This is a genomic window from Cellvibrio fontiphilus (genome assembly GCF_042646205.1).
In the GTDB taxonomy this organism is placed as follows: domain Bacteria; phylum Pseudomonadota; class Gammaproteobacteria; order Pseudomonadales; family Cellvibrionaceae; genus Cellvibrio; species Cellvibrio fontiphilus_A.
In genome coordinates this window covers 879,461-892,345 of the sequence record NZ_JBHRTF010000004.1, presented here as the reverse complement: position 1 = coordinate 892,345, position 12,885 = coordinate 879,461, and the positions used below count along the sequence as shown (strand labels likewise).

Below are 12,885 nucleotides of genomic sequence, written 5' to 3'. Positions count from 1 at the left end.
TTGCCATCTTTAAAATGGCGCAGATTCCTAAAAATTAAATATTAAATTCCATCCATGAAGCGCCAATCGTTTGGACTTGGCGCTGCATTTATGATGACTCAATCAATCCAAAATAATATGCGGTAAAAACCGTGAAGAATCTTTGGTGATGAGTGTTGCGTCCTCGCGGATACAAATACCGGCGGCGCTATCACCAACAACCCAGCTGCCGAGCATGGCGTAGGTGTCGGCGTTGCGGTATTCATCGCGAAATTTTGGCAGGGGGTGTAAAGCTTGGCGCACGTAGCGACCATCGTTGTAGGGGCCGGCGGCGGAGATTTTTTCACCGCTGCTGGTAATTAAATCCACATTGGCGCCCTCGCGGGAGAATAGCGGTTTGCGTACCCAACCGGCACCCAGTGGCTCACTGCTGGCCGTTTCAAAATAGGCGGGCAACAAGTTGGGGTGATTGGGGTAGCGCGCCCAGAGCAACGGCAAAATACCTTTGTTGGATAACAACATTTTCCATGCCGGTTCCAGCATTTGGGTATTGGCTGCCTTGATGGTATCGGCAAAATTTTCCTGCACCATAAATTCCCAGGGGTAGAGTTTGAACAGGCCTTTAATCGGCTGGTTGTCCAAATCCACAAACTGTTCATTCAGCTCACCAATATCTTCCAAGGGGATATAGCGAACATCCACGCCCGCTTGCGCCGCCATGTCCATCAAATAATTGACTGTGCCTAAATCTTCCTGATTGTCGCGCACGCTGGCGAAATAAAATGGTTGCGGCAAATCCAGTTGTGCAAAGGCTTGTTCGATTTTGTCGTGCAGCGAATTAAATTGATCCGCGTGTTCAGGCAAGACACCATTTTTAATTTGATCTTCCAACCACACCCACTGGAAAAATCCGGTTTCAAATAATGATGTTGGTGTGTCGTAATTTAATTCCAACAATTTGGCGGGGCCAAAACCGTTGTACACCAAATCCATACGGCCGTACAAATGCGGCTCGCCCTTGTTCCAGGAATTCCAGACATAACTCCAAAAATCCCGCGGGATATTCAGCAGTGTGAGCATTTCTTCGCTGCGGGTGATGTCGCCCACCATGTCCATCACCATTTGGTGAAGCTCTTCGGTAGGCGCCTCCAGATCATTTTCAATTTGTTGCAAACTGAATTGATAGTAGGCGGTTTCATCCCAATAGGGTTCGCCGTCGAAGGTGTGAAAATTAAATCCCACTTCTTCGGCGTAAGCGCGCCAATTGGCGCGCTCGGCAACACTGATGCGTTTCATCGATCAACCACCAAAACTATTGCGCGATGCCGCTTGCGCACCAAAACCACCGCGACGAACCACTTGGCCGACCTGTGGCTGCACTTGTGATGGTTTCAGGCTGATAGGGCCAATGGTTTTGGCAACCGGAGTGTTAGTTGCGGTGCGGAAAGTGCTGCGATCATCGCGCGATTTATAGAGCGGCTGGGTAGGCACTTTGGAGCCGGCAGACTGCTGCAGGTTGCTGGCGTTATTGCCCATCATTTGCCCAGCGAGAAAACCCATCATCATCGGCATAAATACGCTGCCACCCTGCGCGGTTTGCTGGGGCGCCGTTTCACACTGGCCGGGGCCAAAATCAGTTTCACATTCTTCTTTGTTTAAATACTTGGGCGCGACTTGCGGATGCAAGGCTTGGGCGGCGGCGTAATCGGCATTGCATTGCGCCGTGTCATTGAGACCTGCTGCGCTGCACTCACTCGGGTCGCTGAATACCATCGCCTGTTCGCGCTCTTCACCACAGCCGGCAAGCAGCAGGGTTGCAACCGGCACCATCAATACCAGTGCCGCTTTTTTACTGCGTTTCATGACTACTCGTTTTGTCTGTTTCATAAATATGGCCTATAAAAAATTAATACGTCATACATGCAGCATTGATTAAACCTACGGCAATTGCGCTGGCAGCCACAAAAACGCCGGTCGCAATTTCCCCCTGATTTATACGCTCGGGCAGTTGGCGAATCGCAACACGCAACACCACAAAAGTCAGCACTTGTACCACCAGCGCCACCGCACCCCAGAGCGCACAATCCAACAGCGACAATGAATGGGTAATCGCGCTGGACAATGGCAAGGCAAAACCAATCAGCGCACCACCAAATGCCAGTGCAGCGGCGGCATTATTGGCTTTAATTAGCGCCAATTCGTCCTGCGGTGTTACCCAACTATAAATACGGATAAATAACAGCAGCAGTACAATCGCCATCGCAAAATACGCGAGAAAAGCCGGCAGGCCATTGAGGGATGACATGGTAGTTTCAAGCATGGATAGTTCCTTTGTTAACAGAGTGAGAAAAGCAAAAACTGGCGGGATTCTGACACAAAAGCCAGCGTGGCTCTATCTTGAAAAATGGCAAGGCCTGGCCTCTAAGGGTTAACTATTTTTAGCCGCGTTTTCTGTCACACTCAGCATTGTCCATAGTTCAGGGATTTGTTTATGAAGTCAGTTATGTTTAATGCCCTCGGTTGCAGCCTGTTATTGGCATTAAGTGCCCAGCTGGTCGGCTGCAAGGATAACAACACCAACCTCGCCTTGGGCACACTGGAGCGCGACCGCGTTGTACTCAAAGCCACCGCTGCAGAAATCATTACCCAATTACCGATTGCTGAAGGCAGTGAAGTAAAAGCGGGCGATTTATTGGTACAGCTCGATAACCGCCGCCAGCAGGCGCTAGTTGCCAAGGCCGAGGCCAACCTCGCCAGCGCGCAGGCCAACCTCAGCAAACTGCAAAACGGCGCGCGCCCGGAAGATATTGCGGCCGCGCGCTCACAAGTCAAAGGCGCCGAAGCGCAATTAATAGAAGCGCAAAAAACCTTTGCCCGCGCTGAAACCTTGGTAAGTAAAAAACTTGCGGGCGCAGCCGAGCTGGATAGCGCCCGCGCCAAACGCGATTCAGCGCAGGCCAATTTGGATAAATCCCATGAGAACTTATTGCTGCTCACCAACGGCACGCGCGAAGAGGACTTGCAGCAAGCCGAAGCACAAGTTGCGCTCGCCAAGGCTGCGCTGGAGTTGGAGCAATACAATTTGAGCGAACTGAGCATTCGCGCCACTGGCGATGCGCGGCTTGACCACCTGCCCAAACACCTGGGCGAGCGCACCAGCATCGGTGAAGCAGTGGCGACACTGCTCGATAAAAAAGCGCCCTACGCGCGGGTGTATATCCCTGAAACCCATCGCCTGAAAGTGAGTGCGGGGCAGGAATTGGTTATCCATATCGATGGCCTCGACCAGCCACAAACCGGCAAGCTGCGCTGGATCTCGCAAGACGCTGCCTTTACCCCCTACTTTGCGCTCAACTCCACTGACCGAGCGCGTTTGGTATATCTGGCTGAGGTGCAACTTCCCGATTCCGCCGCGAACTTACCGAGCGGATTACCTGTACAGGTTGAGCTGCCGCATGAGTGAGTTTAAGGATTCAGGCTTGCCAGACTGGGCAATAGAAACAGTGGGAATGACTCGCCGCTTTGGCGATTTTGTCGCAGTGGATTCGCTCGATTTACGCATCCCCCATAAAACGATTTACGGTTTCCTCGGCCCCAACGGCTGTGGCAAATCCACCAGTATGCGTTTAATCACCGGCCTGCTCACCCCCAGTGCAGGCAGCGTGCGGGTATTGGGTATGGAGATTCCCGCACAGGCGGAATTGCTGCGCCGCCGCTTGGGTTATATGACGCAAAAATTTTCGCTCTACGACGATTTAACCCTGCAGGAAAACCTGCGTTTTATGGCGCAGATCTACAACCTGGAAAGTCGCTCAGTAAAACAGCTGATCGACAGCCAGCTCAGCCGCTATCAATTAAACGAGCGTAAAACCCGCCTGGCCGGTTCGCTCAGCGGCGGGCAACGCCAGCGTTTGGCACTCGCCGCAGCCACTCTGCATCAGCCGGAATTACTGATTCTGGACGAACCCACCTCCGCCGTAGACCCCGAAAACCGGCGCGACTTTTGGGAAAAGCTGTTCGACTTGTGCGACGGCGGCACCACCATTCTGGTATCCACCCATTACATGGACGAAGCCGAGCGCTGCCACGGTTTGGCGATTATGGAGGGCGGTGTGAAGCGCGCCGATGGCTCACCCGCGCAACTGATGCGCGAACTGGGTGCCAGGGTGGTGGAGATCGACGGCGAGAACCTGCGCCTGCTTAAACAGCAATTGGGTGAACTGCCAGAAGTCGTCTCCACCGCACAACAGGGCACGCATTTGCGCGTGCTTATCAAAGAATCCATTGATGAGCCGGAAAGCTGGCTGCGCACCACACATCCCGCATTGGTCGCCAATCGCCAGATACATGCTGTACGCCCCAGCCTTGAGGATGTGTTTGTGCACTGCACCGGCAACAACGCCGAAGGGCAAGGAGCGCGTCAGTGAACGCCTTGGGTCAGAGCTTGCAGCGCATAGGCGCGATTGTGTTTAAGGAGCTGCGCCAATTAACGCGCGACCGCCCAACCTTTGGCATGGTGGTGATGGTGCCACTCATTCAATTATTGCTATTTGGGTTTGCGATCAATACCAATGTGCGCGACTTGCCGGTAGGCGTGGTGGATCTAAGCCACACCCAAACGGCACGCGCACTGGTGAGCGACCTTACCGCCACCCAAGTGGTGAGTTTTACCGAAACCTATCAAACGCCCGCGCTGGCGGAAGATGCAATTCGCCGTGGCCATGTGCACGCGGTGCTGGTGATCCCCGAGGATTTTGGCCAGCGCCTGCAAGACCAGCGCCCTATTGCCCAGTGGCTGATCGATGGCTCCGACACCATGGTCAGCAACGCCCTGCTCGCGCTGCAACAAATGCCCTTTGCCAGCGGCTTTGAGGCGCAGCCCATCGCGCGCAAAAACACCTTTGAAATTGCGCTCTTTTTCAACCCGGAACGACGCTCGGCAGTCAACATTGTGCCGGGGCTGGTGGCGATTGTGCTCACCATGACCATGGTGATGTTCACCTCGGCGGCGCTGGTACGCGAGCGCGAGCGCGGCAATCTGGAATTGCTGATCACCACGCCGGTGCGTTCCAGCGAGATTATGATCGGTAAAATCGTGCCCTATATTTTTGTCGGCTTGATTCAGGTCGCGATTATTCTCGGCCTCGGCCACCTGATTTTTGATGTGCCGGTCAATGGCCGGTTGGATCAGCTGGTGCTCGGCGTTTTCGCCTTTATCAGCGCCAGCCTCACGCTTGGCCTGCTGGTATCCACCATCGCCAAAACCCAATTGCAGGCGATGCAGCTCACGGTGTTTCTGCTGATTCCATCGATATTACTTTCCGGTTTTATGTTCCCCTACGAGGGCATGCCGGAGGCGGCGCAGTGGATTGCCGAAGCGCTGCCGGCGACTCACTTTATCCGCATGGTACGCGCCATAGTATTGCGCGGCGCAACGCTGGAAGATTTACAACCAGACTTGTGGTGGTTGATCGGGTTTACCGTGCTGGGGGTCATAGCGGCAGCAAGTCGCTTTAAGAAACGCCTGGACTAGGCGTAGAATTCCAACCGACTTATTTATTCACGAGGGAAGCTTATGAAATTCAATAATATTTTGCAGACCATTGGCAATACACCACATGTTCGCATCAACCATTTATTTCGCAGCGATATTGAAGTGTGGATGAAGGTCGAGCGTTTTAATCCCGGCAGCAGCATTAAAGACCGTATCGCACTGGCCATGATTGAAGATGCAGAAGCAAAAGGCTTGATCAATAAAGATACGCTCATCATCGAACCAACCTCGGGTAATACCGGAATCGGTTTAGCGCTGGTATGTGCGGTAAAAGGTTACAAATTAATTCTCACCATGCCGGAATCCATGTCGGTAGAGCGCCGCAAATACATGAAAGCCCTGGGCGCAGAATTAGTGCTCACGCCCAAAGAATTAGGTATGGGCGGCTGTATTGCCAAAGCCAATGAATTGCTCGCGGAAAACCCTAACAGCTGGATGCCACAACAATTTAACAACCCCGCCAATGTGGAAGTTCACCGCAACACCACCGCGCAGGAAATTCTTACCGACTTCCCCGAGGGCATTGATTACATGATTACCGGTGTTGGCACCGGTGGCCATATCACCGGTTGTAGTCAGGTATTGAAAGAGCAATTTCCACAATTAAAAACGTTTGCGGTTGAGCCGGAAAAATCACCAGTGATTAGCGGCGGCCAAAAAGGCTTGCACCGCTTGCAAGGTATAGGCGCCGGATTTATCCCACAGGTGTTGGATAAAGACACTCTGGACGGCACCATTCTGGTCAGCGAAGAAGCTGCGTTTGATATGGCGCGCCAGTGTGCACTGAAAGAAGGGATTTTTGTGGGTATCTCATCCGGCGCGACACTCGCCGCCGTCGCGCAAAAACAAGCAGACATGAAACCCGGCAGCCGCGTTATTGTATTTAGTTACGATACTGGTGAACGCTATTTATCGATTGAGGATTTGTTTTAATTTATCCAAAAATTAACCCAAAAGCGCAATCAACATAAACAAATCCAAAGCGAACACAGCAAACAAAAAAGGGCGCAATAAATTGCGCCCTTACGACATGACAAAATGGTTTTATCTTGCAGGGGCGTGATTTATCACGCCCTTTTTTTATTCCACCGCCACCACAATGACGGATTTTGCAGGAACATCAATCGCCAACTTACCGTTTGCTGCATTTGCTGCAAATGGAGCAGGTTTAACATTCTCTGGCGCAGCAAAAGTATTGTGTGCATCCATAGCCGCTGCCGTCAAAATTTCACCTTTCACCGAGTTCATAGCAACACCCGCCAGATTAACGCTGACTTTCTCGGCTTGATTTGGATTGGCGTTCACCAGTGCGATGTAGATCTTGCCATCTTTAGCGCGCGCAGCGGTTGCACTCACTGCCGGGATGGACGATTTACCCAACTTGTAACGCGCCACATTTTTCAGCTCAATCTGCAGTGAAGTTGCATCCTGGAATGGCTTGTACATTTTGAACACGTGATAAGTCGGCGTCAGGATCATTTTTTCCTTGTCCGTCAAAATCATCGCCTGCAGTACGTTAACCATTTGCGCAATGATACTCATGTGCACACGGTCAGCATGTTTGTGGAAAATATTGAAATTCAACGCCGCCACAATTGCATCGCGCATACTGTTTTGTTGATACAGGAAGCCTGGATCGTCATCGCCAGTCACGTCATACCATGTGCCCCACTCGTCCACGTAGAAACCGACTTTTTTCTCGGGATCGTTTTTATCCATCACCTTTTTGTTGTTGATAATGAATTGATCCATCTTCAGGGTGTTCACCATGGTGGACATCCATTCACTTTCGGGGAAACCCGTCGCAGCACCTTTTTTCACCCAATCGCCAGTCGGCAAGGTGTAGTAGTGGAAACTCACGGCATCCATTCGCAAACTCCAGTTGGGTTTGACATTAGCCGTCAAGTGGTCAGCCCAGCTGGTGTCTTCAGTGTGCCCGCCACTGGCGATCATAACGGGCGTGTTGTCTTTCGGCGTCTTTAAAAAACTGGCGTATTGCTTGTAGAGATGGGTGTAGAACTCGGGCGTCATATTGCCGCCACAACCCCAGGCCTCGTTACCAATCGCAAAATAATGCACACGAAAGGGTTTATCGCGGCCATTTTTGCGACGCAGCTCGGCCAGTGTGGATTTACTGTCCGAGGTCATGTACTCCAGCCACTCTGCCATTTCCTGTGGCGTGCCGGTTCCCAGGTTGCCGTTTACGTATGCTTCCGCGCCAAGCATTTCAACCAGATCAAAGAACTCATGGGTACCTACAGCGTTATCTTCTATTACGCCGCCCCAGTTGGTATTCACACGTGCCGGACGCTGCTCGCGCGGGCCGATTCCCTCGCGCCAGTGATATTCATCGGCAAAACACCCGCCGGGCCAGCGTATCAGCGGCACCTGCAATTCTTTTAATGCGCCCACCACGTCATTGCGCCACCCTTTGGTATTGGGAATAGTCGAATCAGGGCCGACCCACAAACCTTCGTATATACCTCGGCCCAAATGCTCGGCGAATTGTCCGTAGATGTTTTTATTGATGACCGGGCCGGTTTTGGCCGCATCGATTTTGACTTGGGTATCGGCGAGAGCGCCAAGGCTCATGCCCAAGCCCAATGCCATGACCAAGGGTTTTATCATTCTCATAGGTGTCTCCTGTTTGTTGTTATCGCTCTGCGCTGTTTGTGGTTTACACGCGGTGAAACAGGAGCATAAAGGCAAAAACATATTATTGTCATACAAGTTAACCTAAATTTACGACAGCGATTGAACGCTGAAAAATACTTCGCAGGTAAAAATGGATGACAAACCACAAATACTGTATTTAAATACAGCTACCTGTATGCAACCTATAGCTTTTTTACAGCAGCAACGACTAACCATGCGCAAAATTATCCATTGCGATGCCGATTGTTTTTTTGCCGCGATTGAAATGCGCGATGACCCCAGCCTTGCTCATCGCCCCATCGCGGTAGGTGGCAGTAGTGACAGACGCGGCGTTATATCTACCTGTAATTACGAGGCACGGCGCTTTGGTGTGCACTCAGCCATGCCCTCCAGTACCGCACTACGCCTCTGTCCGGATTTACTAATCCTGCCGCACCGCATGGAGGCTTATCGCGAAGCATCGCAGCAAATGCGCAATATTTTCTACGATTACACGGATTTAATTGAACCCTTGTCGCTCGACGAAGCTTTTCTCGACGTGAGTGACTGCAAAGAATTTAAAGGCAGCGCTACACTGATTGCGCAAGAGATTCGCGCGCGCATCCATAAAGAAATTGGCATCACCGTGTCAGCCGGTGTTGCGCCCAATAAGTTCCTCGCCAAAATTGCCAGCGACTGGAATAAACCCAACGGCCAATTTGTGATTACACCGGCGCAAGTCAATGAGTTTGTCGCCAAGCTTCCAGTGAAAAAAATTTATGGTGTGGGCAAAGCCATGACCACCAAACTGGCGGAGCTGCATATTTTTACCTGCGCCGATTTACAAAAATTATCAGTGTTTGAATTGTCCCAGCGCTTTGGACAAATGGGCTCGCGCTTGTACAAATTAAGTCGCGGCATAGATGAGCGCCAGTTAACTATCGACCGGCGGCGCAAATCGCTCAGTGTGGAAAACACCTTTGCCCAGGATTTACCCAGCTTATCGCATTGTTTACATGAATTGCCCGCGCTCAGCCAACAACTCGCGATACGCTTGCGCCGGATAGATGATGATTACAAGGTGATTAAATTATTTGTAAAAATAAAATTTTCTGATTTCAGCATCACCACGATTGAACGCAGTGCAAACGCTATTCAACTGGAGGAGTTTGTCTCGCTGTGCAGCGAAGCCTATCAACGCAAACAACAAGCTGTGCGATTATTGGGATTAGGTGTACGGTTTGTAGACTTGCGCGAGCACAATCATCATGTGCAACTGGATTTATTTATGCAGGAAAACCTGCAGCGAGCCATACAGCAAACAATGCAGGAAAAGGTGCACTACAAAATGCACAGACTATCTGCTTCGCAGCAACCAACTGAACTCAAACTACACGCCAGTTAGCGCGTGTTGTAGCGCACACGTATGCCTATGTCGTAAGAGAGGCGCAACTCTTCTGCACTGATTTCGCGCGGAAAAAAGGCGCCGGAAAAATGTGCCTGACAAAAACTCGCACCTTCCAATTGTGTGGTGCGAAAATCCACACCGCGAATATCGGCACCGCGGAAATAAGCATCGCGCAAATCCAGACCACTGGCATCCAGCTCGCGCAAATCCAGGCCGCGAAAATCACCACCGCGCAACATGCCTTCTTTCACTTCACCGCGCGCTTTACGCTCGTTAAATTCAGCAACTCGTTCCGCTTTTAATAATTGGTAAAGCGGATTCTGGTGGATGATAGGCTTGGTCATAATAAGCTCCATAGGTGGCGCAATTAAGATAGGTTACGCACTTAGACTATAGCTCATGGCGATAATTTTGCTTAACCGATTACCCGAATAAAGCCCTGCAAATGGAAACGGTTACACCGCCGTTTAATGCGCGTAACAGCAGCATTAAACTCTGAATTCGCCGGTTGGTATTTTGTGCGTCAAGGGTTACACTTACACACAAGCTGCAACATAGCGGCACAACCCAACCTATAACAAACTCATGTTGGGTATTCATCTAGCCTTTAGGCAGGCAATCCTCGGTCAAACTTATTCCCCCGGGCACTAAACCCGCCGGAATAAAATCTTCAACCAGTCTCCCTCCACACAGGTTGGCAGCTCGCTATTTGAGCAGAGCCATGAGAGGCGTTGAGCGTAAAAAATTTATCTTGCCATTGCACAGCCTCACGCAGGATTGCTGTCGCTTCGGCATTATTGAGGAATTGTGAGAATGAGCTTTATCCACGACGACTTTTTGCTCGACACCGAGCAGGCCAAAGTACTCTTCCATGAGTACGCCAAGAACATGCCCATCATTGACTACCACTGCCACCTCCCACCCGAGCAAGTAGGCCAAAATAAACAATTCAAAAACCTTACTGAGGTATGGCTGGCCGGTGACCATTACAAATGGCGCGCGATGCGCTCCAACGGAGTCAATGAACGCTTCTGCACTGGCGATGCCAGCGACTGGGAAAAGTTTGAACAGTGGTGCGCAACTGTGCCCTATACCCTGCGCAACCCGCTGTACCATTGGACTCACCTTGAACTGCGCAAACCCTTTGGAATTACCGACCGCCTGTTGGACAGCAGCACTGCCAAACGCACCTGGGATGAATGTAACGAATTGCTCGCAACCCCTGAATTTAGCGCGCGCGGCCTGATGACCCAAGCCAATGTAAAATTGGTGTGCACCACTGATGACCCTATCCACGATCTGGCACACCACAAAACGGTAGCGGCAGACAGCTCATTCAAGTCCGCGATGCTACCCACCTGGCGCCCTGATCGCGCCATGATGGTGGAAGACACAGCCGCCTATAACAAGTATCTGGATCGTCTGGCGATTGCCGCCGATATCAACATCAACACCTTCGAGGATTTGATCAAAGCGCTGGATATTCGCCACGATTACTTCCACGAAAACGGCTGTCGCTTGTCGGATCACGGCTTGGAAACTGTGTACGCCGCGGACTACACCGAAGCGGAAATCAAAGCCATCTTCCTCAAAATTCGCAGCCACAAAGATCTGGATGCGGTGGAAATCGAAAAATTCCAATCAGCCATGATGGTGGAGTTTGCCCTGCAGGATCACAAAAAAGGCTGGGTGCAGCAATTCCACATTGGTGCGATTCGCAACAACAACCCACGCCTGTTCCGCACCTTGGGTGCCGATACCGGTTTTGACTCTATTGGCGATCACAACTACGCCAAACCACTGGCGAAATTTTTGGGCCGCTTGGATGACCAAAACAAACTCGCCAAAACCATCATTTACAATTTGAACCCACGCGACAACGAAATGATTGGCACCATGATTGGCAACTTCCAGGACGGCTCTGCCGCCGGCAAGATCCAATTTGGCAGCGGCTGGTGGTTCCTCGATCAAATGGATGGCATGACGCGCCAGATCGAAGCGCTGAGTCAATTAGGTTTGCTGAGCCGCTTTGTAGGCATGCTTACCGACAGCCGCAGCTTCCTGAGCTATTCGCGTCATGAATACTTCCGCCGTATTTTGTGTGGCATGTTGGGCCGCGACATGGCCAAAGGCCTGGTGCCCAACGACACCAAGATGGTCGGCAAGATGATTCAGGATATTAGCTACAACAACGCAAAAAACTATTTCCCGTTTGTAGTGCCTGAATAAAGCACAGAAATAACTTGCAGAAGTAGCTGCTCCAAAACTATTGCCTGAGCATTAAATATCAGGCATGCGATAATTAAGCCCGGCTTGCCGGGCTTAATTATTTATTGGGAATTCACTTTGTTAACCAACGCGCTCACCACTTTCGCCTTCGCCTTTAGCATCACTGCGCCAGTTTTTGTGGTGTTATTTCTTGGCACCCTGTTAAAAAAGCGCGGCATGATTGATGACAGTTTTATCAAAAGCGCTTCGGGTTTGGTGTACAACATCGGCCTGCCGGTGATGTTATTTATAACCAGCGCGAGCGCCGATTTTAGTCACATAGCCGATACCGCTGTCCTCATTGCGTTCACCCTAATGACTTTGCTGGTATTTGTGGGCAGTTTGATGACGGCGCATTGGTTTACCCAGGAACCACGCGACCACGGCGTCATTATCCAGGGCGCGTTTCGCGGTAATTTAGTGATTCTTGGGTTGGCATTCTGCGCTAACGCCTACGGTGAGCGCGGTTTGGCAACCGCTACCCTGCCCGTCGCCATGACCGTTGTGCTTTACAATGCACTCTCCATTTATGCACTCAACCGCAGCCTGCAGCAATCTGGCAATTCGTTGAAAGCAACAATGAGCGGAATTATCAAGAACCCGCTAATGCTGGCTATTGCAGCCGGGCTGTTGCTCAATAAAACCGGTTTAAAAATGCCAGAGGTGTTACTGGATAGCGGAAAATATTTAAGTCAAATGGTGCTGCCACTTGCCTTAATTTGTATTGGCGGCGCACTGGATGTATCGCAATTAAAACGGCCGGATGCAGCCACACTCAGCGCAACCCTGTGGAAATTAATCCTATCGCCATTACTGGCCTGTGGCATTGCCATTGGATTGGGCCTGCGCGGGGAAAACCTCGCCATTCTATTTATATTGGCCGCATCACCCAGCGCCACGGTAAGTTTTGTAATGGTGCAAGCCATGAAAGGCAACGCGTTGCTGGCCGCCAATATTGTGGTGCAAACAACACTCTGGTCACTGCTAACAGTGACGCTGGGGCTGTGGCTCCTGGAGCTGTTGCATTTTGTTTAACACACAA

At 51.2% G+C, this 12,885-nt stretch carries 12 protein-coding genes; 7 read left to right on the top strand and 5 right to left on the bottom strand.

Annotated features, from left to right (window positions below; all coding sequences use genetic code 11):
- Positions 1-102: 102 nt before the first annotated feature.
- From ACFODX_RS12370 to ACFODX_RS12360, 3 genes are read right to left on the bottom strand one after another with little or no spacing between them, the layout of a single operon-like run.
- Complete coding sequence (locus ACFODX_RS12370) at positions 103-1,275, bottom strand: glutathionylspermidine synthase family protein (protein ID WP_378119527.1); 1,173 nt, start codon at positions 1,273-1,275, stop codon at positions 103-105.
- A 3-nt stretch (positions 1,276-1,278) separates the two neighbouring features.
- Positions 1,279-1,866 (bottom strand): DUF1190 domain-containing protein, encoded by a 588-nt coding sequence (locus tag ACFODX_RS12365; RefSeq protein WP_378119525.1) that lies wholly within the window; start codon positions 1,864-1,866, stop codon positions 1,279-1,281.
- Between the two features lie 19 nt (positions 1,867-1,885).
- On the bottom strand, positions 1,886-2,299 hold the full coding sequence (locus tag ACFODX_RS12360; RefSeq protein WP_378119524.1) for a DUF350 domain-containing protein: 414 nt from the start codon (positions 2,297-2,299) through the stop codon (positions 1,886-1,888).
- 171 nt (positions 2,300-2,470) lie between these two features.
- On the opposite strand from ACFODX_RS12360, the gene ACFODX_RS12355 reads away from it, so the two are divergent.
- Genes ACFODX_RS12355 through cysK form a run of 4 tightly spaced genes read left to right on the top strand, consistent with a single transcriptional unit; the run spans position 2,471 to position 6,466 of the window.
- Positions 2,471-3,442: an HlyD family secretion protein gene (locus ACFODX_RS12355; RefSeq protein WP_378119523.1), complete on the top strand. Its 972-nt coding sequence runs from the start codon at positions 2,471-2,473 to the stop codon at positions 3,440-3,442.
- Positions 3,435-4,406, top strand: coding sequence for an ABC transporter ATP-binding protein (locus ACFODX_RS12350; protein ID WP_378119521.1), 972 nt, complete (start codon positions 3,435-3,437; stop codon positions 4,404-4,406). Before ACFODX_RS12355 ends, ACFODX_RS12350 begins: the two co-directional genes overlap by 8 nt.
- Positions 4,403-5,512 carry an ABC transporter permease gene (locus tag ACFODX_RS12345; protein ID WP_324257817.1) on the top strand — a complete coding sequence of 370 codons (1,110 nt, stop codon included), beginning with the start codon at positions 4,403-4,405 and terminating at the stop codon, positions 5,510-5,512. Before ACFODX_RS12350 ends, ACFODX_RS12345 begins: the two co-directional genes overlap by 4 nt.
- Before the next feature lie 42 nt (positions 5,513-5,554).
- Positions 5,555-6,466, top strand: a complete 912-nt coding sequence (gene cysK, locus ACFODX_RS12340; protein WP_378119518.1) for a cysteine synthase A — start codon at positions 5,555-5,557, stop codon at positions 6,464-6,466.
- A 147-nt stretch (positions 6,467-6,613) separates the two neighbouring features.
- Here cysK and ACFODX_RS12335 read toward each other — a convergent pair whose 3' ends face one another.
- Entirely contained in the window at positions 6,614-8,161 is a 1,548-nt protein-coding gene (locus tag ACFODX_RS12335) for an alpha-N-arabinofuranosidase (RefSeq protein WP_378120097.1), read from the bottom strand.
- A 202-nt stretch (positions 8,162-8,363) separates the two neighbouring features.
- Between ACFODX_RS12335 and dinB the strand changes: the two genes are divergently transcribed.
- The gene (gene dinB, locus ACFODX_RS12330; protein WP_378119516.1) at positions 8,364-9,572 is read left to right on the top strand and encodes a DNA polymerase IV; all 1,209 of its coding nucleotides are present in this window, start codon (positions 8,364-8,366) and stop codon (positions 9,570-9,572) included.
- On the opposite strand, the gene ACFODX_RS12325 is transcribed toward dinB, so the two are convergent.
- Positions 9,569-9,919 (bottom strand): pentapeptide repeat-containing protein, encoded by a 351-nt coding sequence (locus ACFODX_RS12325; protein WP_324257820.1) that lies wholly within the window; start codon positions 9,917-9,919, stop codon positions 9,569-9,571. The genes dinB and ACFODX_RS12325 overlap by 4 nt on opposite strands.
- 469 nt (positions 9,920-10,388) lie before the next feature.
- Here ACFODX_RS12325 and uxaC point away from each other — a divergent pair, with 469 nt between their 5' ends.
- On the top strand, positions 10,389-11,804 hold the full coding sequence (uxaC, locus tag ACFODX_RS12320) for a glucuronate isomerase (RefSeq protein ID WP_378119513.1): 1,416 nt from the start codon (positions 10,389-10,391) through the stop codon (positions 11,802-11,804).
- A 117-nt stretch (positions 11,805-11,921) separates the two neighbouring features.
- Positions 11,922-12,878, top strand: coding sequence for an AEC family transporter (locus ACFODX_RS12315; RefSeq protein ID WP_378119511.1), 957 nt, complete (start codon positions 11,922-11,924; stop codon positions 12,876-12,878).
- Positions 12,879-12,885 lie beyond the last annotated feature (7 nt).

Coding starts and splice junctions, on each gene's coding strand:
- ACFODX_RS12370 (WP_378119527.1), bottom strand. CDS start 1,275: ATGAAACGCATCAGTGTTGCCGAGCGCGCCAATTGGCGCGCTTACGCC.
- ACFODX_RS12365 (WP_378119525.1), bottom strand. CDS start 1,866: ATGAAACAGACAAAACGAGTAGTCATGAAACGCAGTAAAAAAGCGGCA.
- ACFODX_RS12360 (WP_378119524.1), bottom strand. CDS start 2,299: ATGCTTGAAACTACCATGTCATCCCTCAATGGCCTGCCGGCTTTTCTC.
- ACFODX_RS12355 (WP_378119523.1), top strand. CDS start 2,471: ATGAAGTCAGTTATGTTTAATGCCCTCGGTTGCAGCCTGTTATTGGCA.
- ACFODX_RS12350 (WP_378119521.1), top strand. CDS start 3,435: ATGAGTGAGTTTAAGGATTCAGGCTTGCCAGACTGGGCAATAGAAACA.
- cysK (WP_378119518.1), top strand. CDS start 5,555: ATGAAATTCAATAATATTTTGCAGACCATTGGCAATACACCACATGTT.
- ACFODX_RS12335 (WP_378120097.1), bottom strand. CDS start 8,161: ATGATAAAACCCTTGGTCATGGCATTGGGCTTGGGCATGAGCCTTGGC.
- dinB (WP_378119516.1), top strand. CDS start 8,364: ATGCAACCTATAGCTTTTTTACAGCAGCAACGACTAACCATGCGCAAA.
- ACFODX_RS12325 (WP_324257820.1), bottom strand. CDS start 9,919: ATGACCAAGCCTATCATCCACCAGAATCCGCTTTACCAATTATTAAAA.
- uxaC (WP_378119513.1), top strand. CDS start 10,389: ATGAGCTTTATCCACGACGACTTTTTGCTCGACACCGAGCAGGCCAAA.